General features: G+C 52.6%; 19 protein-coding genes. 15 read left to right on the top strand and 4 right to left on the bottom strand.

The window, feature by feature from the left end:
* The first annotated feature begins 201 nt into the window (after positions 1–201).
* From bolA to fadM, 9 genes are all read left to right on the top strand, one after another.
* Positions 202–519, top strand: a complete 318-nt coding sequence (bolA, locus tag OGY04_RS13070) for a transcriptional regulator BolA (protein ID WP_003021619.1) — start codon at positions 202–204, stop codon at positions 517–519.
* Positions 520–863: 344 nt separating this feature from the next.
* On the top strand, positions 864–2,162 hold the full coding sequence (gene tig, locus OGY04_RS13065; protein ID WP_003021622.1) for a trigger factor: 1,299 nt from the start codon (positions 864–866) through the stop codon (positions 2,160–2,162).
* A 247-nt stretch (positions 2,163–2,409) separates the two neighbouring features.
* On the top strand, positions 2,410–3,033 hold the full coding sequence (gene clpP / locus OGY04_RS13060; protein WP_003021624.1) for an ATP-dependent Clp endopeptidase proteolytic subunit ClpP: 624 nt from the start codon (positions 2,410–2,412) through the stop codon (positions 3,031–3,033).
* Positions 3,034–3,159: 126 nt separating this feature from the next.
* Complete coding sequence (gene clpX / locus OGY04_RS13055) at positions 3,160–4,434, top strand: ATP-dependent protease ATP-binding subunit ClpX (RefSeq protein ID WP_003831013.1); 1,275 nt, start codon at positions 3,160–3,162, stop codon at positions 4,432–4,434.
* 184 nt (positions 4,435–4,618) lie between these two features.
* Positions 4,619–6,973 carry an endopeptidase La gene (lon, locus tag OGY04_RS13050; protein ID WP_003831014.1) on the top strand — a complete coding sequence of 785 codons (2,355 nt, stop codon included), beginning with the start codon at positions 4,619–4,621 and terminating at the stop codon, positions 6,971–6,973.
* 190 nt (positions 6,974–7,163) lie between these two features.
* Complete coding sequence (gene hupB, locus OGY04_RS13045; protein WP_219352570.1) at positions 7,164–7,454, top strand: nucleoid-associated protein HU-beta; 291 nt, start codon at positions 7,164–7,166, stop codon at positions 7,452–7,454.
* Positions 7,455–7,722: 268 nt separating this feature from the next.
* Complete coding sequence (gene ppiD / locus OGY04_RS13040; protein ID WP_003831016.1) at positions 7,723–9,597, top strand: peptidylprolyl isomerase; 1,875 nt, start codon at positions 7,723–7,725, stop codon at positions 9,595–9,597.
* A gap of 146 nt (positions 9,598–9,743) precedes the next feature.
* Positions 9,744–10,121: a helix-hairpin-helix domain-containing protein gene (locus OGY04_RS13035; RefSeq protein WP_286585374.1), complete on the top strand. Its 378-nt coding sequence runs from the start codon at positions 9,744–9,746 to the stop codon at positions 10,119–10,121.
* Between the two features lie 103 nt (positions 10,122–10,224).
* A complete protein-coding gene (gene fadM, locus OGY04_RS13030) occupies positions 10,225–10,623 on the top strand; it encodes a long-chain acyl-CoA thioesterase FadM (protein ID WP_003021636.1) in 399 nt (132 codons plus the stop codon).
* A 105-nt stretch (positions 10,624–10,728) separates the two neighbouring features.
* On the opposite strand, the gene queC is transcribed toward fadM, so the two are convergent.
* A complete protein-coding gene (queC, locus tag OGY04_RS13025; protein WP_286585373.1) occupies positions 10,729–11,424 on the bottom strand; it encodes a 7-cyano-7-deazaguanine synthase QueC in 696 nt (231 codons plus the stop codon).
* A 65-nt stretch (positions 11,425–11,489) separates the two neighbouring features.
* A complete protein-coding gene (locus OGY04_RS13020; RefSeq protein ID WP_286585372.1) occupies positions 11,490–13,190 on the bottom strand; it encodes an SgrR family transcriptional regulator in 1,701 nt (566 codons plus the stop codon).
* Between the two features lie 144 nt (positions 13,191–13,334).
* Here OGY04_RS13020 and cof point away from each other — a divergent pair, with 144 nt between their 5' ends.
* On the top strand, positions 13,335–14,153 hold the full coding sequence (cof, locus tag OGY04_RS13015) for an HMP-PP phosphatase (RefSeq protein ID WP_048235970.1): 819 nt from the start codon (positions 13,335–13,337) through the stop codon (positions 14,151–14,153).
* Positions 14,154–14,202: 49 nt separating this feature from the next.
* On the opposite strand, the gene OGY04_RS13010 is transcribed toward cof, so the two are convergent.
* Complete coding sequence (locus OGY04_RS13010; protein WP_286585371.1) at positions 14,203–15,258, bottom strand: PLP-dependent cysteine synthase family protein; 1,056 nt, start codon at positions 15,256–15,258, stop codon at positions 14,203–14,205.
* Positions 15,259–15,374: 116 nt separating this feature from the next.
* Between OGY04_RS13010 and decR the strand changes: the two genes are divergently transcribed.
* The 5 genes from decR (at position 15,375) to amtB (ending at position 21,326) form a co-directional block, all read left to right on the top strand.
* On the top strand, positions 15,375–15,833 hold the full coding sequence (gene decR / locus OGY04_RS13005) for a DNA-binding transcriptional regulator DecR (RefSeq protein ID WP_003831023.1): 459 nt from the start codon (positions 15,375–15,377) through the stop codon (positions 15,831–15,833).
* Positions 15,834–15,877: 44 nt separating this feature from the next.
* Positions 15,878–17,650 carry a SmdA family multidrug ABC transporter permease/ATP-binding protein gene (locus OGY04_RS13000; protein WP_286585370.1) on the top strand — a complete coding sequence of 591 codons (1,773 nt, stop codon included), beginning with the start codon at positions 15,878–15,880 and terminating at the stop codon, positions 17,648–17,650.
* Positions 17,643–19,421: a SmdB family multidrug efflux ABC transporter permease/ATP-binding protein gene (locus OGY04_RS12995; protein WP_008783952.1), complete on the top strand. Its 1,779-nt coding sequence runs from the start codon at positions 17,643–17,645 to the stop codon at positions 19,419–19,421. Before OGY04_RS13000 ends, OGY04_RS12995 begins: the two co-directional genes overlap by 8 nt.
* A 248-nt stretch (positions 19,422–19,669) precedes the next feature.
* Complete coding sequence (gene glnK / locus OGY04_RS12990) at positions 19,670–20,008, top strand: P-II family nitrogen regulator (RefSeq protein WP_003021657.1); 339 nt, start codon at positions 19,670–19,672, stop codon at positions 20,006–20,008.
* Between the two features lie 31 nt (positions 20,009–20,039).
* Positions 20,040–21,326 carry an ammonium transporter AmtB gene (gene amtB / locus OGY04_RS12985; RefSeq protein ID WP_008783954.1) on the top strand — a complete coding sequence of 429 codons (1,287 nt, stop codon included), beginning with the start codon at positions 20,040–20,042 and terminating at the stop codon, positions 21,324–21,326.
* Between the two features lie 50 nt (positions 21,327–21,376).
* Here the strand turns inward: amtB and tesB are convergent, their stop codons facing one another.
* On the bottom strand, positions 21,377–22,237 hold the full coding sequence (gene tesB, locus OGY04_RS12980) for an acyl-CoA thioesterase II (RefSeq protein ID WP_003831027.1): 861 nt from the start codon (positions 22,235–22,237) through the stop codon (positions 21,377–21,379).
* Between the last annotated feature and the right edge of the window lie 204 nt (positions 22,238–22,441).

Here is a 22,441-nt window from a genome sequence, read left to right as displayed (position 1 = left end):
TTGTCCGTTTTATGACTTTGTGGAGACTATAAACGGACTTTTTGCAATAAATTGGAGTGAGGAATCAGTGAACTTCATCCGTTTGAATGAGAAAATCAGACAAGCGCTAATTTTTTGTTGCTAAGGTGTAATGAAAACGGTAAAAGCGGCTAGTATTTAAAGGGATGGGTGACATCTCAGCGTTGTCGGAGGAAAAATTTCATGATGATTCGTGAGCAAATAGAAGAAAAATTAAGGGCAGCGTTCGAACCCGTGTTCCTCGAAGTTGTGGATGAAAGCTATCGTCACAATGTCCCGGCTGGTTCTGAAAGCCACTTTAAGGTTGTACTGGTTAGCGATCGCTTTACAGGTGAACGTTTTCTTAATCGTCATCGGATGATTTACAGCACGTTAACGGCGGAGCTTTCCACAACCGTTCATGCGCTTGCCCTGCATACCTACACTATTAAGGAGTGGGAAGCGTTGCAGGATACGATTTTTGCATCGCCTCCGTGTCGTGGGGCGGGAAGCATCGCGTAAAAACGGATTTGCAACAACCGACGCTTTTCCAGTATGTTGCTACAGATTATGTGAAAACGGCCTGCGGGCCGTTTTGTTTTGTCTGAATTCTGGGGCAGTCGTACAGTATTCAGACAAAAATTAGCCGGGAATTGTGAAAAAAGCCGCAGCAACGCGCGATAACCGTTCTCGACTCATAAAAGTGATGCCGCTATAATGCGCGTCTTATTTTTCGGAATGTCTTCGGGATGATTCTGACGACAGGGAATGTGATTGCTTATGAGAACATCCCAGTTCCGCGAAGCCAACAACCTGTGCTTGCGGAGAAGAGTTGACCGAGCACTGTGATTTTTTGAGGTAACAAGATGCAAGTTTCAGTTGAAACCACTCAAGGCCTTGGCCGCCGTGTAACGATTACTATCGCTGCTGACAGCATCGAGACCGCTGTGAAAAGCGAGCTGGTCAACGTAGCGAAGAAAGTGCGTATTGACGGTTTCCGCAAAGGAAAAGTACCGATGAATGTTGTTGCTCAGCGTTATGGCGCGTCTGTTCGCCAGGACGTTCTGGGTGACCTGATGAGCCGCAACTTCGTTGACGCGATCATCAAAGAAAAAATCAATCCGGCTGGCGCACCGAACTACGTTCCGGGCGAATACAAACTGGGTGAAGATTTTACTTACGCGGTAGAGTTTGAAGTTTACCCGGAAGTTGAGCTGACTGGCCTGGAAGCAATCGAAGTTGAAAAACCGGTTGTTGAAGTTACCGACGCTGACGTTGACGTAATGCTGGACACCCTGCGCAAGCAGCAGGCTACCTGGAAAGACAAAGACGGCGCTGCTGATGCAGAAGACCGTGTAACCATCGACTTCACCGGTTCTGTAGACGGCGAAGAGTTCGAAGGCGGCAAAGCGTCTGACTTCGTACTGGCGATGGGCCAGGGTCGTATGATCCCGGGCTTTGAAGAAGGCGTTAAAGGCCACAAAGCTGGCGAAGAGTTCACTATCGACGTGACCTTCCCGGAAGAATACCACGCTGAAAACCTGAAAGGTAAAGCTGCGAAGTTCGTTATCAACCTGAAGAAAGTTGAAGAACGCGAACTGCCGGAACTGACTGAAGAATTCATCAAACGTTTCGGCGTTGAAGATGGTTCCGTAGCAGGTCTGCGCGCTGAAGTCCGTAAAAACATGGAACGCGAGCTGAAAGGCGCTGTGCGTAACCGCGTTAAGTCTCAGGCGATCGAAGGTCTGGTAAAAGCTAACGACATCGACGTTCCGGCTGCTCTGATCGACAGCGAAATCGACGTTCTGCGTCGTCAGGCTGCACAACGTTTCGGCGGCAACGAGAAACAAGCTCTGGAACTGCCGCGTGAACTGTTCGAAGAACAGGCTAAGCGTCGCGTAGTTGTTGGTCTGCTGCTGGGCGAAGTGATTCGTACCAACGAACTGAAAGCTGACGAAGATCGCGTTAAAGGCCTGATCGAAGAGATGGCTTCTGCTTACGAAGATCCGAAAGAAGTTGTTGAGTTCTACAGCAAAAACAAAGAGCTGATGGACAACATGCGTAACGTCGCTCTGGAAGAGCAGGCTGTTGAAGCCGTTCTGGCGAAAGCGAAAGTGACTGAAAAAGCCACTTCCTTCAACGAACTGATGAACCAGCAGGCGTAATTCGTCGCTTTTTTAGCTCGAATTTCGTACGCAAGCCCGTCACCTTTTGGTGGCGGGTTTTTTTTTGTCACGCATTTTGCATGGGAAGAGTGCGAAAACAGCGTTTCAGTGTTAGCGTTACAACAAAAGATTGTTATGCTTGAATTATGGCGATGTCGTACCCATTACTGAGGGACTAGCTGATAATCCGTCCATAAGGTTACAATCAGCACAGCAGGTTTTTTCAAATTTTATCCAGGAGACGGAAATGTCATACAGCGGCGAACGAGATAACTTTGCACCCCATATGGCGCTGGTGCCGATGGTCATTGAACAGACCTCACGTGGTGAGCGCTCTTTTGATATCTATTCTCGTCTACTTAAGGAACGCGTCATTTTTCTGACCGGCCAGGTCGAAGACCATATGGCTAACCTGATCGTGGCGCAGATGCTGTTCCTGGAAGCAGAAAACCCAGAAAAAGATATCTACCTGTACATCAACTCCCCTGGTGGAGTGATCACTGCCGGGATGTCTATCTATGACACCATGCAGTTTATTAAGCCGGACGTCAGCACCATTTGTATGGGCCAGGCGGCCTCAATGGGTGCGTTCCTGCTGACCGCCGGGGCGAAAGGCAAACGTTTTTGCCTGCCTAACTCTCGCGTCATGATCCACCAGCCTCTGGGCGGTTACCAGGGCCAGGCAACGGATATTGAAATTCATGCCCGTGAAATCCTGAAGGTAAAAGGGCGCATGAACGAACTTATGGCGCATCATACGGGTCAATCTCTTGAGCAGATTGAACGTGATACCGAGCGCGATCGCTTCCTCTCCGCTTCTGAAGCGGTAGAGTACGGTCTGGTCGACTCGATTTTGACCCATCGTAATTAATGCCCAGTGCGCAGGTGTGCCGCTATAATTACCTGGAGCGGCACAACGCTGACTAGCGTCTTGCGCCTGAGAATGGCATTTGCGTCGTCGTGTGCGGCACAAAGAACAAAGAAGAGGTTTTGACCCATGACAGATAAACGCAAAGATGGCTCGGGCAAATTGTTGTACTGCTCTTTTTGCGGCAAAAGCCAGCATGAAGTGCGTAAGCTGATTGCCGGTCCATCCGTGTATATCTGCGACGAATGTGTTGATTTATGCAACGACATCATTCGCGAAGAGATTAAGGAAGTAGCACCGCACCGTGAACGCAGTGCGCTGCCGACGCCACATGAAATTCGCAACCACCTGGACGATTACGTTATCGGTCAGGAGCAGGCGAAGAAAGTGCTGGCGGTCGCGGTATACAACCATTACAAACGTCTGCGCAATGGCGACACCAGCAATGGCGTCGAGTTGGGCAAAAGTAACATCCTGCTGATTGGCCCGACGGGTTCCGGTAAAACGCTGCTGGCTGAAACGCTGGCGCGCCTGCTGGACGTTCCGTTCACCATGGCTGATGCCACCACGCTGACCGAAGCCGGTTATGTGGGTGAAGATGTTGAAAATATTATTCAGAAGCTGTTGCAGAAGTGCGATTACGACGTGCAGAAAGCACAGCGTGGGATCGTCTATATCGATGAGATCGACAAGATTTCTCGTAAGTCTGATAACCCATCTATTACCCGTGACGTTTCCGGCGAAGGCGTACAGCAGGCGCTGTTGAAACTGATCGAAGGGACGGTTGCTGCCGTTCCGCCACAGGGTGGTCGTAAACATCCTCAGCAGGAATTCCTGCAGGTTGATACCTCCAAGATCCTGTTTATCTGCGGTGGTGCATTTGCCGGTCTGGATAAAGTCATTGCTAACCGTGTTGAAACCGGCTCCGGCATTGGTTTTGGCGCAACGGTAAAAGCACAGTCTGATAAAGCCAGCGAAGGTGAACTGCTGTCGCAGGTCGAACCGGAAGATCTGATCAAATTTGGTCTGATCCCTGAGTTCATCGGTCGTCTGCCGGTTGTGGCAACGCTGAGCGAGCTGAGCGAAGAAGCGTTGATCCAGATCCTCAAAGAGCCGAAAAACGCCCTGACCAAGCAGTACCAGGCGCTGTTCAATCTTGAAGGTGTCGATCTGGAATTCCGTGAGGAAGCGCTGGATGCGATCGCCAAGAAAGCGATGGCGCGTAAAACCGGTGCTCGTGGTCTGCGTTCTATCGTCGAAGCCGCGCTGCTCGACACCATGTACGATCTGCCTTCTATGGAAGACGTCGAAAAAGTGGTGATCGATGAGTCGGTGATTGGCGGTCAGAGCAAGCCATTGCTGATTTACGGTAAGCCGGAAGCGCAGCAGGCATCTGGCGAATAATTCATCAATTCATACAGACATTTAATTAAAAAGGGGGGATTTTATCTCCCCTTTTATTTTTCCGTAAACATGGCGTTGAATGTGTGGGAAACATCCCCATATACTGACATACATGTTAAAGGTGGTGTGAAGCACAGTCGTACCATCTGATTACCTGGCGGAAACTAAACTAAGAGAGAGCTCTATGAATCCTGAGCGTTCTGAACGCATTGAAATCCCCGTATTGCCGTTGCGCGATGTGGTGGTTTATCCGCACATGGTCATACCCTTATTTGTAGGGCGGGAAAAATCTATCCGTTGTCTGGAAGCGGCTATGGACCATGATAAAAAAATCATGCTGGTCGCACAGAAAGAAGCGTCAACGGATGAGCCGGGTGTAAACGATCTTTTCACCGTCGGGACCGTGGCCTCAATTTTGCAGATGCTGAAACTGCCTGACGGCACCGTAAAAGTGCTGGTCGAGGGGTTACAGCGTGCGCGTATTTCTGCGCTGTCTGACAACGGCGAGCATTTCTCTGCGAAAGCAGAGTACCTTGACTCGCCTGCTATTGATGAGCGCGAACAGGAAGTGCTGGTGCGTACCGCTATCAGCCAGTTCGAAGGCTATATCAAGCTGAACAAGAAAATCCCACCAGAAGTGCTGACGTCGCTGAACAGCATTGACGATCCTGCACGTCTGGCGGATACCATCGCTGCACACATGCCGCTGAAGCTGGCTGACAAGCAGTCCGTGCTGGAGATGTCCGACGTTAACGAACGTCTGGAATATCTGATGGCGATGATGGAGTCTGAAATCGATCTGCTGCAGGTTGAGAAACGCATTCGCAACCGTGTGAAAAAGCAGATGGAAAAATCTCAGCGCGAGTACTATCTGAACGAGCAGATGAAAGCTATTCAGAAAGAACTCGGTGAGATGGACGATGCACCGGACGAAAACGAAGCGTTGAAGCGTAAAATCGACGCGGCGAAAATGCCGAAAGAGGCAAAAGAGAAAGCGGAAGCAGAACTGCAGAAGCTGAAAATGATGTCTCCTATGTCGGCGGAAGCGACTGTGGTGCGTGGCTACATCGACTGGATGGTACAGGTGCCGTGGAATGCGCGTAGCAAGGTCAAAAAAGACCTGCGTCAGGCGCAGGAAATCCTCGATACCGACCATTATGGTCTGGAGCGCGTCAAAGACCGTATCCTTGAGTACCTCGCGGTTCAAAGCCGTGTAAATAAAATCAAGGGGCCGATCCTGTGTCTGGTTGGACCGCCGGGGGTAGGTAAAACCTCTCTGGGGCAGTCCATCGCGAAGGCAACTGGGCGTAAATACATCCGTATGGCGCTGGGCGGCGTGCGTGATGAAGCCGAAATTCGTGGTCACCGCCGGACCTATATCGGTTCTATGCCGGGTAAACTGATCCAGAAAATGGCCAAAGTGGGCGTTAAAAACCCGCTGTTCCTGCTTGATGAGATCGACAAAATGTCTTCCGACATGCGTGGCGATCCGGCTTCCGCACTGCTTGAGGTGCTGGATCCAGAGCAGAACGTGGCGTTCAGCGATCACTACCTGGAAGTGGACTACGATCTCAGCGACGTAATGTTTGTTGCGACCTCTAACTCCATGAATATTCCGGCACCGTTGCTGGATCGTATGGAAGTGATCCGTCTGTCCGGTTATACCGAAGACGAAAAGCTGAACATTGCCAAACGTCACCTGTTGCCGAAACAGATTGAGCGTAATGCGCTGAAAAAAGGTGAGCTGACGGTCGACGATAGCGCCATTGTGGGCATTATTCGTTACTACACCCGTGAAGCAGGCGTACGTAGTCTGGAACGTGAAATCTCTAAACTGTGCCGTAAAGCGGTGAAACAGCTGCTGCTGGATAAATCGCTGAAACATATTGAGATCAATGGCGACAACCTGCACGATTATCTGGGTGTACAGCGCTTTGACTATGGCCGCGCGGACAACGAAAACCGCGTTGGTCAGGTGACGGGGCTGGCGTGGACGGAAGTTGGCGGCGATCTGCTGACTATCGAAACCGCCTGCGTACCGGGTAAAGGTAAGTTGACCTACACCGGTTCTCTGGGTGAAGTCATGCAGGAGTCGATTCAGGCTGCGCTGACCGTGGTGCGTGCGCGTGCGGAAAAACTGGGTATTAACCCGGACTTTTACGAAAAACGCGACATCCACGTTCACGTACCTGAAGGGGCGACGCCGAAAGACGGTCCAAGTGCGGGTATTGCTATGTGTACTGCGCTGGTTTCTTGTCTTACCGGTAACCCAGTTCGCGCCGACGTGGCGATGACGGGTGAGATCACTCTGCGTGGTCAGGTTCTGCCTATCGGTGGTTTGAAAGAAAAACTGCTGGCGGCACACCGTGGCGGCATTAAGACGGTCTTAATTCCCGATGAGAACAAACGTGACCTGGAAGAGATTCCGGACAACGTAATTGCCGATCTTAATATTCACCCGGTGAAACGTATTGAGGAAGTTCTGACTCTTGCGTTGCAAAATGAACCCTCTGGAATGCAGGTTGTGACGGCAAAATAGTGACCTCGCGCAAAGAGCATTAATAAAAACAGGGCTGGCAGGCCATTTCGGGCTTGCCAGCCTTTTTTTGTATAGCTAATTTAGATAACGGATTGGGCTTGCCATCATTAACGGGTGTTGTAAGGGCATGGCAGGCCTGATATAACTGCTGCGCGGTCGCACTTTGAAGGATTCAGGTGCGATATAAATTATAAAGAGGAAGAGAAGAGTGAATAAATCTCAACTGATCGACAAAATTGCTGCAGGGGCTGATATCTCTAAAGCTGCGGCTGGACGTGCGTTAGATGCAATTATTGCTTCTGTTACCGAATCTCTGAAAGAAGGTGATGACGTAGCGCTGGTAGGTTTTGGTACTTTTGCCGTTAAAGAGCGTGCTGCCCGTACTGGTCGCAACCCGCAAACAGGTAAAGAGATCACCATCGCCGCGGCTAAAGTACCGGGCTTCCGTGCAGGTAAAGCACTGAAAGACGCGGTAAACTAAGTGATTTCCCCTTTGGGGATGTGACGAAGTACAAGGGCGCATCGACTGATGTGCCTTTTTTATTTGTAATTCCGGTACTTTCTACGCGTTGTGGGCTGACAATTGCCCCTGTTTCTTGTCACAATAGACCTTTGTGCGCAGCGTTCAGGAAACGCTATGCTGCGTGAAGCATATATACTCAAAATCCTTGTTGCCGTTGTTGTCATCAACGCGGGGGCAGCAGAGAGGATAACGCGTATAGTCATCTACAGCGGAGTGTGGTTACACCATGATGGACAGCTTACGCACGGCTGCTAACAGTCTCGTGCTCAAGATTATTTTCGGTATCATTATCGTGTCGTTCATTTTGACCGGCGTGAGTGGTTACCTGATTGGCGGAGGCAATAACTTCGCCGCCAAAGTGAATGGCCAGGAGATCAGCCGCGGGCAGTTCGAGAATGCGTTCAACAGCGAACGTAACCGCATGCAGCAACAGCTGGGCGATCAATACTCCGAGCTGGCCGCGAACGAAGGTTATATGAAAACGCTGCGTCAGCAGGTGCTGAATCGTCTTGTTGACGAAGCACTGCTGGATCAGTATTCCCGCGAGCTTAAGCTCAACATCAGCGACGATCAGGTTAAACAGGCCATTTTCGCCACGCCTGCGTTCCAGGTGGACGGCAAGTTTGATAACAACCGCTACAACGCGATTGTCAATCAAATGGGAATGACTGCAGACCAGTACGCTCAGGCATTACGTAATCAGCTTACGACACAGCAGCTGATTAACGGTGTTGCCGGTACGGACTTCATGCTGAAAGGTGAAACGGACGAACTGGCGGCGCTGGTCGCACAGCAGCGTATCGTGCGCGAGGCGACGATTGACGTTAACGCACTGGCCGCGAAGCAGTCTGTTACCGAGCAGGAAGTTGCCAGCTACTACGAGCAGAATAAAAACAACTTTATGACGCCGGAACAGTTCCGCGTGAGCTACATCAAGCTGGACGCTGCTGCAATGCAGGAGACGGCCAGCGATGCTGATATTCAGTCTTACTATGACCAGCATCAGGATCAGTTCACTCAGCCGCAGCGTAACCGCTACAGCATCATTCAGACCAAAACGGAAGATGAAGCCAAAGCGGTACTGGACGAGCTGAACAAAGGCGGTGATTTTGCTGCGCTGGCGAAAGAAAAATCTGCCGATATCATCTCTGCCCGTAAAGGCGGCGATATGGGATGGCTGGAAGATTCCACCACCCCGGATGAGCTGAAAAATGCTGGTCTGAAAGAAAAAGGTCAACTGTCTGGCGTAATTAAGTCTTCCGTTGGTTTCCTCGTTGCACGTCTTGACGACGTACAGCCTGCGCAAGTTAAACCGCTGAGCGAAGCCCGTGACGAGATTGCGGCAAAAGTGAAGCAGGAAAAAGCGCTGGATGCGTACTATGCGCTGCAGCAGAAAGTCAGCGACGCGGCCAGCAATGATAACGAATCTCTGGCGGGTGCAGAGCAGGCTGCGGGTATGAAAGCGGTTGAAACGGGCTGGTTTAGCCGTGACAGCCTGCCGGAAGAACTGAATTTCAAACCAGTCGCTGACATCATTTTCAATGGTGGTCTGGTTGGTGAGAACGGTACGCCTGGCAGTAACTCCGATATCATCACCGTGGACGGCGATCGTGCGTTCGTGCTGCGTATTGCAGAGCACAAAGCCGAAGCCGTGAAGCCACTGGCTGAAGTGAAAGAGCAGGTAACTGCGCTCGTTAAGCACAATAAAGCAGAGCAGCAGGCGAAGCTTGATGCCGATAAACTGCTGGCGGATCTGAAAGCCGGTAAAGGCGATGAAGCGATGAAAGCGGCGGGTCTGAGCTTTGGCGAGGCGAAAACGCTGAGCCGTACGGGTCAGGATCCGCTGAGCCAGGCTGCCTTTGGTCTGAGCCTGCCGGCGAAAGACAAACCGAGCTACGGCGTCGCGAACGACATGCAGGGTAACGTTGTTCTGTTGGCGTTGGACGAGGTGAAAGCCGGTTCTATGCCTGAAGCGCAGAAGAAAGCGATGGTTCAGGGGATCACTCAGAACAACGCGCAGATTGTCTTCGAAGCGCTGATGAGCAACCTGCGTAAAGCCGCAAAAATTAAAATCGGGGATGCGCTGGAACAGCAGCAATAACCGAGGCAGTTCGCAAAAAATTGCAAAAAGTTGTATCTACCAAAGGCCGCTTTCGCGGCCTTTTCCATTTCTGATATTTGCCGTTTGTCTGCCGTTCTGCACCTCGCTATCGTGATTCCACTGTTAACAAACAAGGAGAAAACAGTATGAAACATGGAATCAAAGCTCTGCTTATCACTCTTTCATTGACCTGCGCTGGTATGGCCCAAACCACATTGGCGGCTGAGCCTGTCGCCAAAAGCCAGGCGACTCAAACCAAAGCGGAAAACCCAGGGGCGGCACAAAGCAAAGCCACACAGCCCGCTAAAGCAAGCGACGATGAGGGCACCAGGGTAAGCATCAACAACGCTTCTGCGGAGGATTTAGCGCGAGTTATGAATGGCGTGGGTCTAAAGAAAGCGCAGGCGATTGTGAGCTATCGTGAGGAGTACGGGCCGTTTAAAACGGTGGACGATTTAAAGCAGGTGCCGGGCATGGGCAGTTCACTGGTTGAGCGTAACCTGGCAGTTTTAACACTTCAATAACTTGCAGAGCGCTGAAAGTTTGCCAGACTGTAGAGGTCATACCAGTTATGACCTCTTTACCCAAAAATCTGTTCCTATAAAAACAACGTAAGGCTCCTGCGCTATGCAAACACAAATCAAAGTTCGTGGTTTTCATCTTGATGTCTATCAGCACGTTAACAATGCCCGCTATCTGGAGTTTCTGGAAGAAGCCCGCTGGGATGGTCTGGAAAACAGCGACAGCTTTCAGTGGATGACAGCACATAACATCGCTTTTGTGGTCGTGAATATTAATATCAACTACCGACGACCTGCGGTGCTGAGCGACCTGCTGACTATCACCAGTCAGGTTCAACAGTTAAATGGCAAAAGTGGTGTGTTAAATCAGACCATTACTCTGGAGCCGGAAGGGCAGGTGGTGGCAGACGCGCTGATTACGTTCGTCTGTATTGATTTGAAAACGCAAAAAGCGTTGCCGCTGGAAGGGGAGTTGCGCGAAAAACTGGAGCAGATGGTGCAGTAGTGGCTGCGACTGCCGGAAGGCGACGCTCAAGCGTCTTATCCGGCCTACAAGAGTTGCTGCAACTGCATGTAGGCCGGATAAGCAAAGCGCCATCCGGCAATACAATCACTTTAACCCGGTTTTCTGCTTCATTGCCGCCATCACTGCCGATTTATCCGCCAGATAATGGTTCAGGCCGTTGGCACGCAGATTACACGCCGCACAGTGACCGCAACCGTCACCTTTGATGCCGTTATAGCAGGTCAGCGTTTCTTCGCGTACCAGGTCCAGCTTGCCCCAATAATCGGCCAGTGCCCAGGTTTCGGCTTTATCGATCCACATCAGTGGGGTTTCAAAGCGAATATCTTCCGCCATCCCCAGGCTTACAGCATGGTTCAGGGCTTTAACGAACTCATCGCGACAGTCCGGATAGCCGGAGAAATCGGTCTCACAAACGCCGGTAATGACCGCCTCTGCCTGCACCTGGTACGCGTAAATTGCTGCCAGCGTTAAGAACAGAATATTGCGTCCTGGCACAAAGGTATTGGGAATGCCGTTCGCATCCGGTTCGTAATCGGGTACCGGAATGTTATCGCGGGTCAGGCTGCTGACAGCCAGTTCACTGAGCAATGTGACATCAAGCACTTTGTGCGCGCGCGCGCCAAGTTTTAAGGCCAGGTCACGTGCGACATCAATCTCAGCGCGATGGCGCTGACCATAATCAAAGGTCACGCAGTGCACTTCATCATACTGATGCAGCGCTTGCGCCAGACAAGTCGTGGAGTCCTGACCTCCACTGAATACAACAACGGCACGTTTCATGGCTTTTCCTGACAAAATAACGAAGCCCTTATGGTAGCGCCTGGGCGTGCCGTCGACCAGCTTCTTCACGCGGAAGGAGGTGGCAGCCAGGCTTCGGTAAACTCGAACCAGCCACGAGGATTCAGGTGTACGCCGTTCACGCCCGGTGGCGCGCTGATGCGATAGTGATAATTGAACAGTGGCGTCAGGGTAGCGTCATGCATTAGCGTGGCGAAAACTTGTTGTAAAGCCGCGTGGCGATCGTCCTCATCGGTCTGGATTTGTAGGGCATCCAGGGTCGTTTGCAAATGTGTGTATGCTGGCGCATTCAATACATGTGACCAGAGCTGATCGCAGCGCAACCACTGTTCGAGAGTATATTCAGGTGCCTCACCAATCAGCCTGTCGCCCATCATCAGGTCGGCCTGGGCTAAGGGATGATCGCCATCCCAGTTTTTAGCATTATGAAAAATAAGCGTTAATTCACAGCCGAGCAACGCCAACGCCTGGCGAAGCTGTTCAGCCATAGCGTGAAGTTCTACCGGCAGGTGATAAGCCAGCGTCAGCTTTTCCGGTAATGCTACCTCGTCGAGTTCATCCCATTGCGGGATAGTCCATCCGGGGAGCAGTGCATTGCTTGGCGTGATCAGATTTTCATCCACTTCAAGCGTTTGTAGCAGGGAAGAACGGTGGATGATATTGATCAGTCTACGGGCCTGCTGCGTATTCAGGCGCGCACTTTTTCTGAGCGTGAGATAGCAAAAACCAAGACTGATCCCGCTGCTTACCTGGCTTAGCATAGGCAACTCTTCGGGTTTACCAATCGCAATTTGCACCGGATGGCGACAGCTGGTGCCCAAATCCTGGGAGAAGAGCTGCGGGGTTATCCAGTATTCAATGGCTTTTAGCAGCGGATGACTCAGATGGTAGTGATCGTGGCTCTCGATACGCACCAGCTCAGGAGTAAACAGCGTCAGCCGGAACGGGCCGGTACCCACAAACGGGTGCTCAGGATGCGCCAGGTGACTGCTGTAGCTTGCCAGACGGTGCGCCAACCAGAAGTCGGGACGATGCAGAATAAAGGTCAGACACTGGGGATGCGTCACCTCAATGCGCTTTACGCTGATAAACAGCTTATTCAGCGCGGGGAGTTCTAACAGCTTCAGCAACTGCTGATGTAGCTGTGTGCTGCTGACCGCATCGCCGTTATGCCAGTACAGGGTGGAACGAATATAGAAATCCCAGCGCAGGCCGTCAGCGGAGATATTCCAGTGGTGGGCTAAGTCTCCACAGGGACGTTGCGTAGTGCTGTCAAACCGGGTCAGGCCAGAGAAAACTTGTCCAGCGAGGTGTTGCTCTGCGCGACCGGGGAGAAATCCGGGGTGCAAGGGGTCGAGCGGGCGGTAATAGGGAATACGTAGGGTTGGCGTGTCGTTTTGCCACTGACCGCCCATAAACGGTTGTAACAGTGTTCTTAATTCACCCGGCGCCAGCTGAGCCAGTTCCAGTACGCCAAGCTGCTCTCCCTTTTGCAGCGCCTGTTCCATCATGGTGTTGCGCAGTGAATCTGGCGTCACTAGAAACCGCAGCTGCCCGCGTTTCCCGCGCCCCGACTGGGCATGCCACTCCAGCCAGCCCGCATCCTGCGCTTGCTTTAGCAGGGTACGTACATGGCGTTCGCTACAAAAACAGCGTTCGGCCAGTTCCCCGACGGTCACCGACTGCGGTTCGCCGTTCGAGGGCAGCCACAGGCGTTGGTACTGGTTCAGGCGATTAAGCAGACGCATTAATACTTTTTCCTTCAGGATGTTCGTTAACGGTGTATGCGTAGAGAAACCCGGAACAATTCATTTTATCTATTCACTATTACTTCCGTATATCTCAGGTGATACTGGATCACAAGTTAACCGCGTCACAGTGTGGAGAAAGAAATGGCTCGTCTGGCTGCATTTGATATGGATGGCACCCTTTTGATGCCGAATCACCATTTAGGTGACGAAACGCTTTCAACGCTGTCGCGCCTGCGTGAACGCGATATTACTCTGACATTTGCTACCGGTCGCCATGTGCTTGAAATGCGCCATATTTTAGGCTCGATCTCACTGGACGCCTTTTTGATCACGGGTAATGGCACGCGCATTCACTCTCTTGAGGGCGATGTGTTACACCGTCAGGATCTGGATCCGAATGTCGCGGATATTGTGTTGCATCAGAAGTGGGACACTACCGCCAGCATGCATGTCTTTAATGACAATGGCTGGTTCACCGGACAAGAGATCCCCTCGCTGCTGCAGGCGCATGTGTATAGCGGATTTCGCTACCAGATCGTCGATGTGAAACGTATTCCGGCGCATCAGGTTACGAAAGTCTGTTTCTGCGGCGATCATGACTCTCTGATCCAATTGCGAATTCAACTGAATGAAGCGCTGGGTGAACAGGCGAATCTCTGTTTTTCCGCGTTTGATTGCCTTGAGGTGCTGCCGCTGGGCTGTAATAAAGGATCGGCATTGGCGGTGTTGAGCGACCATTTAGGTTATTCAATGGCCGAGTGTATGGCGTTTGGCGATGCCATGAACGATCGCGAAATGTTAGGCAGCGTTGGGCGCGGCCTGATTATGGGTAACGCGATGCCGCAACTGATTGCTGAACTGCCTCATTTATCGGTGATTGGGCATTGCCGTAATCAGGCAGTGTCACACTTTTTGACGCATTGGCTGGACAATCCACATCTACCTTATTCCCCCGAATGAGAGATCCCTTCCAGCAAGCCAGGCTTCGCGTCTGGCTTTTTTTATCCCATTAATGGGTGTTCAGTAGTTGGGCAAGCTCCGCTTTCCACGGCGTTAAATCACCGATGTGCGCGTCGACCCACCGTGGGTTGTAGTAGGTTTCCAGATAGCGTTCGCCGCTGTCACACAACAGTGTCACCAGCGAACCGGTAACGCCTGCATCGCGCATACGGGCGGCAAGTTGTAGCGTTCCCCACATGTTTGTGCCGGTAGAGGCGCCGACCTTGCGGCCCAACTGCGTTTCCAGCCAGTGTGCGGTGGCCACGCTTGCGGCATCCGGCACGCGCAGCATTTCATCGACCACGTCAGGAATGAAAGACGGTTCGACACGCGGGCGGCCAATGCCTTCAATTTTACTTCCTACCGGACTGCGTAACGTGGCATCGCGATCCTGCCAGAAGGGCAGAAAGACCGAGTTTTCCGGGTCTACCACCATCAGTTGAGTATCGTAGCCCTGACAGCGAATATAGCGGCCAATGGTTGCTGAGGTGCCACCGGTTCCGGCGCTCATCACAATATGGCGGGGAACGGGGTTGGGCTCGCACTGCATCTGACGAAAGATGCTGTCGGCGATATTATTATTGCCGCGCCAGTCGGTGGCGCGCTCAGCGTAAGTGAACTGGTCCATGTAATGACCGTTCAGCTCACGCGCCAGTTGCTCAGAGGCTGCATAGATTTCGCAGGCGCTTTCCACGAAATGACAGCGACCGCCGTAAAATTCAATCTGTTCAACTTTACGTTTTGCCGTACAGGAAGGCATGACGGCAATAAATGGCAACCCTAACAGTCGAGCGAAATAAGCCTCAGAGACCGCCGTTGAACCGGACGATGATTCAATGATGGTGGTGCCTTCTTTGATCCAGCCATTGCACAATCCGTACAGAAACAGTGAGCGCGCCAGACGATGCTTCAGACTCCCGGTTGGATGCGTGCTCTCATCTTTTAAATAGAGCTGAATGCCCGGGAACGCCGGTAGCGACAGGCGAATGAGATGCGTATCCGCAGAACGCTGATAATCCGCGTTGATTTCATTGATGGCGTTTTTAACCCAGGAGTTATTCATCATTAATAGATATCCATTTGTCATTTTGTGCCCAGAATAGCGAAAAGCACGGAAAAAATTGTTGCCATTTAGCCTTTAAAATAGAATGTAAGGAGAAAATTCTTCTCTGTGGAGTGGATATGTTAGACAAAATTGACCGCAAGCTACTCGGCTTACTGCAACAGGACTGCACCCTTTCTTTGCAGGCATTAGCAGATGCCGTTAATCTGACTACCACCCCTTGCTGGAAACGTCTCAAACGACTTGAGGATGACGGTATCCTGCTGGGCAGAGTCGCCCTGTTGGATCCAGAAAAACTGGGGCTGGGACTCACCGCGTTTGTGCTGATCAAAACTCAGCATCACAGCAGCGAATGGTATTGCCGCTTTGTCACTGAAGTGACCGGAATGCCCGAGGTTCTGGGGTTCTGGCGTATGGCAGGGGAGTATGACTACCTGATGCGAGTGCAGGTTGCTGATATGAAAAGCTATGATGAATTCTATAAGCGCCTGGTGAACAGCGTACCGGGCCTGTCTGACGTCACCTCCAGCTTTGCCATGGAACAGATTAAATACACAACTGCTCTACCTATTGAATAATTCTCCCGGCGCTTATTGCCGGAAATCTTGTCAGGACATAACGCGTGCGATTATTTGCTCAATTAAGCTGGTACTTCCGCCGGGAGTGGCGTCGCTACCTCGGGGCAGTGGCCTTGCTTATCATCATCGCTATCCTTCAGCTTATTCCGCCGAAAGTGGTCGGGATCATTGTGGATGGCGTGACGACTCAACGCTTCACCACCGAGCGGCTGCTGATGTGGGTGGGGACAATTGCCCTGATTGCCGTGGTGGTTTATTTGCTGCGTTATGTCTGGCGCGTGCTGCTGTTTGGCGCATCCTACCAACTGGCTGTTGAGCTGCGGGAAGATTATTACCGTCAGTTGAGTCGCCAGCATCCAGAATTTTATCTGCGTCACCGTACGGGCGATCTGATGGCGCGGGCAACCAACGATGTCGATCGCGTCGTATTTGCCGCCGGAGAAGGGGTGCTGACGCTGGTGGATTCGCTGGTAATGGGGTGTGCGGTGCTGATCGTGATGTCAACGCAGATAAGCTGGCAACTGACGCTCATTGCGCTGCTGCCGATGCCGGTGATGGCGTTGATGATCAAACGTTACGGCGATCGACTCCATAACCGTTTTAAGCTGGCGCAGGCGGCGTTTTCCAGTCTCAACGATCGTACTCAGGAAAGCCTGACCAGTATTCGTATGATCAAGGCCTTTGGGCTGGAGGATCGGCAGTCGGCATTATTTGCCGCTGATGCTGAAGATACCGGTAAGAAAAACCTGCGTGTGGCGCGCATTGACGCCCGCTTTGATCCTACGATTTATATCGCCATTGGTATGGCTAACCTGCTGGCGATTGCCGGGGGAAGCTGGATGGTGGTTCACGGCTCGCTGACGCTCGGGCAGCTCACCAGCTTTATGATGTATCTCGGTCTGATGATTTGGCCGATGCTGGCGCTGGCTTGGATGTTTAATATCGTCGAACGCGGCAGCGCCGCGTATAGCCGAATTCGCGCCATGCTGGCAGAAGCGCCGGTAGTGGATGACGGTACTGAATCGGTGCCGGAAGGACGCGGCGAGCTGGCGGTGGCGATTCGCGAATTTTGTTACCCGCAAACCACCCACCCGGCGCTGGAAAATGTGAATTTCCAGCTCAAACCTGGACAGATGCTGGGCATCTGTGGTCCGACCGGTGCGGGAAAAAGTACGGTACTGTCGCTGATCCAGCGTCATTTTGATATCACCCAGGGCGATGTGCGCTTTCATGATATCCCATTAACGCGCTTACAGCTGGATAGCTGGCGCAGCCGACTGGCGGTTGTCAGCCAGACGCCATTCCTGTTTTCCGATACCGTCGGTAATAACATCGCCTTAGGACGCCCGCAGGCCACGCAGGAAGAGATCGAGCATGTGGCGCGCCTTGCCAGCGTTCATGAGGATATTTTACGTCTTCCTCAGGGCTACGACACCGAAGTGGGCGAACGCGGGGTGATGCTGTCTGGCGGGCAAAAACAGCGTATTTCTATCGCTCGAGCGTTATTGCTGAACGCTGAAATTCTGATTCTGGATGATGCGCTGTCGGCGGTGGATGGTCGTACCGAACATCAGATCCTACATAACCTGCGCCAGTGGGGCGAAGGCAGAACCGTGATTATCAGCGCACACCGTTTATCGGCTCTGACGGAAGCCAGCGAGATTATCGTGATGCAGCATGGGCATATTGCTCAGCACGGTGAGCATGAATCTTTAGTGCAACAGCCCGGTTGGTATCGCGACATGTACCGCTATCAGCAACTTGAAGCGGCGCTGTCTGATGCACCAGAGATAAACGAGGAGGCGGCTAATGCGTAGTTTCGGGCAATTATGGCCAACTCTGAAAAGACTGCTGGCGTATGGTTCCCCATGGCGAAAACAGCTGGCGATTGCGGTAGTTATGCTGTGGGTGGCGGCTGCGGCGGAAGTCAGCGGTCCGCTGCTGATTAGCTATTTTATCGATAACATGGTGGCGAAGAACAATCTGCCATTGGCGATGGTTGCCGGGCTGGTTGCGGCCTATGTCGGTCTGCAACTGCTGGCGGCAGGTCTGCATTACGCGCAGTCATTGCTGTTTAACCAGGCGGCGGTTGGCGTAGTACAACAGTTACGCACCGACGTAATGGACGCTGCGCTGCGCCAGCCGCTCAGTGCTTTTGATACTCAGCCCGTCGGGCAGCTTATCTCCCGCGTGACCAATGATACTGAAGTTATTCGCGACCTGTACGTGACGGTGGTCGCAACGGTCCTGCGCAGCGCGGCCTTAATCGGCGCGATGTTAGTGGCAATGTTCAGCCTGGAATGGCGCATGGCGCTGGTGGCAATGGCCATTTTCCCGGCCGTGCTGGTGGTGATGGTGATTTACCAACGCTACAGCACCCCGATTGTGCGTCGGGTGCGCGCTTATCTGGCGGATATTAACGATGGCTTTAACGAAGTCATCAACGGCATGAGCGTTATCCAGCAGTTCCGCCAGCAGGCAAGGTTTGGCGAGAGAATGGGCGAGGCCAGCCGCTCGCACTATATGGCGCGTATGCAAACCCTGCGACTGGATGGTTTTTTGCTGCGTCCGCTGCTGAGCCTGTTCTCGGCGCTGATCCTCTGCGGTTTGCTGATGCTGTTCAGTTTTACCTCTGGCACCTCCATCGAGGTTGGCGTGCTGTACGCGTTCATCAGCTACCTCGGCCGTTTGAACGAACCGCTGATCGAGTTGACCACCCAGCAATCAATGCTGCAGCAGGCGGTTGTCGCTGGTGAGCGAGTGTTCGAACTGATGGACGGGCCTCGTCAGCGCTATGGTGAAGACGATCGCCCGCTCAAAAGCGGAGACATTGAGGTGGATAACGTTTCATTTGCCTATCGCGACGACAATCTGGTGCTGCAAAACATCAGTCTGTCCGTGCCTTCGCGCAGCTTTGTGGCTTTGGTCGGACACACAGGCAGCGGCAAAAGCACGCTGGCCAGCCTGCTGATGGGATATTACCCGCTGACGCAGGGGGAAATCCGCCTTGACGGACGTCCGTTGTCTTCTCTGAGCCACGGTGCGTTACGTCAGGGCATCGCGATGGTGCAGCAGGATCCGGTGGTGATGGCGGATACCTTCCTGGCAAACGTCACGCTGGGTCGCGATATCTCAGAAGAGCGGGTCTGGCAGGCGCTGGAGACTGTGCAACTGGCAGAACTGGCTCGGGGTTTGAGCGAGGGGATCCATACCCGGCTGGGCGAGCAGGGCAATAATCTCTCCGTTGGGCAGAAACAGCTGCTGGCGCTGGCGCGGGTATTGGTTGAAACGCCGCAGGTGCTGATCCTCGATGAAGCCACGGCCAGTATTGATTCCGGTACTGAACAGGCCATTCAGCACGCGCTGGCGGCGGTCCGTGAACACACTACGCTGGTGGTGATTGCGCATCGGTTATCGACGATTGTCGATGCGGATACCATTCTGGTGCTGCATCGCGGTCAGGCGGTTGAGCGTGGTACGCACCAGCAATTACTGGCGGCGCAAGGCCGTTACTGGCAGATGTATCAGCTGCAGCTGGCGGGCGAAGAGTTAGCCGCCAGCACGCAAGAGGATTCTGTTATCGCCTGACGGCGCAGTGCTTATCCGGCCACGCGGTATCGTAGGCCGGGTAAGGCGTTTACGCCGCCATCCGGCAATCAACAATCTGGTGCAAAAATGTAACGCACTATGCACCGTTATAGTGCGTTTTTTCTTTTTCTCTCCCGATAGTACCCGGCGAACCTGAATCATTCCGCGTTTTTCATTCCTGGCACACCCCTTGCAATATTCCTCTCGTGTATCTGCAGCCACTACTGAATTCTGACTGGAGGGGATCTATGAAGCTGGTTACCGTGGTAATCAAACCGTTCAAACTGGAAGACGTCCGTGAAGCACTGTCGTCTATTGGTATTCAGGGGCTGACCGTCACCGAAGTGAAGGGGTTTGGCCGACAGAAAGGTCATGCTGAGCTGTACCGTGGGGCTGAATATAGCGTCAATTTTCTGCCAAAGGTGAAGATTGATGTGGCGATTGCCGACGACCAACTGGATGGCGTGATTGATGTCATCAGTAAGGCGGCATACACCGGAAAAATTGGCGACGGCAAAATCTTCGTCGCCGAGCTGCAACGTGTGATTCGTATTCGTACCGGCGAAGCCGACGAAGCCGCACTGTAACTTCTGGCACACAGTGATAGGAAACCAAAAAATGAAGATAGCAACGATGAAAACGGGTATTGCTTCACTGGCGCTACTGCCGGGACTGGCAATGGCGGCACCGGCGGTTGCGGATAAAGCAGATAACGCTTTTATGATGATCTGTACCGCGCTGGTGCTGTTTATGACTATCCCTGGCATTGCGTTGTTCTACGGCGGTTTGATTCGCGGTAAGAACGTGCTGTCGATGCTGACTCAGGTGACGGTGACATTCGCTCTGGTTTGTATTCTATGGGTGGTTTATGGCTACTCACTGGCCTTTGGCGAAGGGAATAATTTCTTCGGCAACTTCAACTGGGTATTGCTGAAGAACATCGCGCTGACGGCGGTCACGGGGAGCTTCTACCAGTACATTCACGTTGCTTTTCAGGGATCTTTTGCCTGCATCACCGTTGGGCTGATTGTCGGGGCGCTGGCTGAGCGTATTCGTTTCTCTGCGGTGCTGATTTTTGTGGTGGTGTGGTTAACGCTGTCGTACATCCCCATTGCACATATGGTCTGGGGCGGCGGATTGCTGGCTTCTCACGGCGCACTGGATTTTGCGGGCGGGACGGTCGTGCACATCAACGCAGCGATTGCCGGTCTGGTTGGCGCGTATCTGATTGGCAAACGCGTCGGTTTTGGCAAAGAAGCCTTTAAACCGCATAACCTGCCGATGGTCTTCACCGGTACCGCTATTCTCTACATTGGTTGGTTTGGCTTTAACGCCGGTTCAGCGGGAACGGCGAATGAAATTGCTGCACTGGCCTTCGTCAATACCGTGGTCGCCACCGCTGCCGCCATCCTCGGATGGATCTTCGGTGAATGGGCGCTGCGTGGTAAACCGTCTCTGCTGGGCGCCTGTTCCGGTGCTATTGCAGGTCTGGTGGGCGTAACACCTGCATGTGGCTACATCGGTGTCGGCGGGGCGCTGATTATCGGTGTGGTTGCGGGGTTGGCTGGTCTGTGGGGCGTAACCATGCTGAAGCGTTTTCTGCGCGTGGACGATCCGTGTGACGTGTTTGGCGTGCACGGCGTGTGCGGTATTGTTGGCTGCATCCTGACCGGGGTTTTCGCTGCCAGCTCTCTGGGCGGCGTGGGATTTGCTGAGGGCGTTACCATGGGGCATCAGCTGCTGGTGCAACTGGAAAGCGTGGCGATCACCATCGTCTGGTCCGGCGTGGTGGCCTTCATTGGCTATAAGCTGGCGGATATGACGGTGGGTCTGCGCGTACCGGAAGAGCAGGAACGCGAAGGTCTGGATGTGAACAGTCACGGCGAGAACGCTTACAACGCTTGATGTTTCAATCTGCCGGATGGTAACGCTTTTGCGCCACCATCCGGTAATTCTCAATTGCGATTACGCATTACCCCTTCCTGCACGGTAGAGGCGACCAGCACGCCGTCCTGCGTATAAAACTCCCCGCGTACAAAACCTCTGGCACCGGAGGCCGAAGTACTCTCGACGTTATACAACAGCCACTCATTAATATTGAACGGACGGTGGAACCACATTGAATGGTCAATGGTGGCGATCTGAATCCCTTTTTCCAGAAAACCAATCCCGTACGGTTGCAGCGCTACAGGTAGGAAGTTCAGGTCTGAGGCATAACCCAGCAGATATTGATGGACGCGCAGATCGTCCTGCAGCTCGCCGTTTGCACGGATCCATACCTGGCGCGCCGGAGGTGCGACGTGACCTTTTAAGGGGTTATGAAATTCAACCGGGCGCACTTCCAACGGACGATCGTTGATAAATTTTTCTTTCAACAGCGGCGGCAGCAAATGCGCCACTGAGCGGGCAATTTCTGTTTCTGATTTCAGCTCATCGGGACCCGGCGCATCCGGCATGGTTTTCTGATGCTCAAATCCGTCTTCCGGTGCCTGGAAAGAGGCGGTCATGTAAAAAATGGGTTTACCATTCTGAATTGCGGCAACGCGGCGCGCGCTGAAGCTGTTACCATCACGCAAGACTTCTACATCATAGATGATGGGTTTTTGGCTATCGCCGGGGCGTAAAAAATAGCTGTGGAAGGAGTGCACCAGACGCTCTTCCGGTACGGTTTCTTTGGCTGCATACAGCGCCTGACCGACAACCTGTCCCCCAAAAACCTGACGTAATCCTAAGTCTTCACTTTGGCCCCGAAAGAGTCCTTCTTCAATTTTTTCCAGATTTAACAATGTCAGCAAATTTTTCAGCGCCAGACTCATACGTGCTCTCCAGGTTATATCGATCTCGCAGCGAGGTAGGCAGAGTATAACGCAATTTTGAAAGTGGTCCGATGGGTGCAATTGTCTGAATTAAAGGCCTATTACAGGCAAAAACAGCTGTCTTGTGCCACACTTAGTCACGTTATGTTTTTGTTAACCACTCTTCTGGCGAGGAAAGTTCTCGCTGGTGCATAGATGATAAGG

It is taken from the genome of Citrobacter sp. Cpo091, from assembly GCF_030332645.1.
GTDB classification, from domain to species: Bacteria; Pseudomonadota; Gammaproteobacteria; order Enterobacterales; family Enterobacteriaceae; genus Citrobacter; species Citrobacter portucalensis.
Note: the sequence above shows the minus strand (reverse complement) of the source record. Positions and strands in the feature narration are given on the sequence as shown.

Coding starts and splice junctions, on each gene's coding strand:
- fadM (WP_003021636.1), top strand. CDS start 10,225: ATGCAAACACAAATCAAAGTTCGTGGTTTTCATCTTGATGTCTATCAG.
- clpX (WP_003831013.1), top strand. CDS start 3,160: ATGACAGATAAACGCAAAGATGGCTCGGGCAAATTGTTGTACTGCTCT.
- cof (WP_048235970.1), top strand. CDS start 13,335: ATGGCTCGTCTGGCTGCATTTGATATGGATGGCACCCTTTTGATGCCG.
- tesB (WP_003831027.1), bottom strand. CDS start 22,237: ATGAGTCTGGCGCTGAAAAATTTGCTGACATTGTTAAATCTGGAAAAA.
- tig (WP_003021622.1), top strand. CDS start 864: ATGCAAGTTTCAGTTGAAACCACTCAAGGCCTTGGCCGCCGTGTAACG.
- OGY04_RS13035 (WP_286585374.1), top strand. CDS start 9,744: ATGAAACATGGAATCAAAGCTCTGCTTATCACTCTTTCATTGACCTGC.
- OGY04_RS12995 (WP_008783952.1), top strand. CDS start 17,643: ATGCGTAGTTTCGGGCAATTATGGCCAACTCTGAAAAGACTGCTGGCG.
- lon (WP_003831014.1), top strand. CDS start 4,619: ATGAATCCTGAGCGTTCTGAACGCATTGAAATCCCCGTATTGCCGTTG.
- ppiD (WP_003831016.1), top strand. CDS start 7,723: ATGATGGACAGCTTACGCACGGCTGCTAACAGTCTCGTGCTCAAGATT.
- clpP (WP_003021624.1), top strand. CDS start 2,410: ATGTCATACAGCGGCGAACGAGATAACTTTGCACCCCATATGGCGCTG.
- queC (WP_286585373.1), bottom strand. CDS start 11,424: ATGAAACGTGCCGTTGTTGTATTCAGTGGAGGTCAGGACTCCACGACT.
- decR (WP_003831023.1), top strand. CDS start 15,375: ATGTTAGACAAAATTGACCGCAAGCTACTCGGCTTACTGCAACAGGAC.
- glnK (WP_003021657.1), top strand. CDS start 19,670: ATGAAGCTGGTTACCGTGGTAATCAAACCGTTCAAACTGGAAGACGTC.
- amtB (WP_008783954.1), top strand. CDS start 20,040: ATGAAGATAGCAACGATGAAAACGGGTATTGCTTCACTGGCGCTACTG.
- OGY04_RS13020 (WP_286585372.1), bottom strand. CDS start 13,190: ATGCGTCTGCTTAATCGCCTGAACCAGTACCAACGCCTGTGGCTGCCC.
- OGY04_RS13010 (WP_286585371.1), bottom strand. CDS start 15,258: ATGATGAATAACTCCTGGGTTAAAAACGCCATCAATGAAATCAACGCG.
- bolA (WP_003021619.1), top strand. CDS start 202: ATGATGATTCGTGAGCAAATAGAAGAAAAATTAAGGGCAGCGTTCGAA.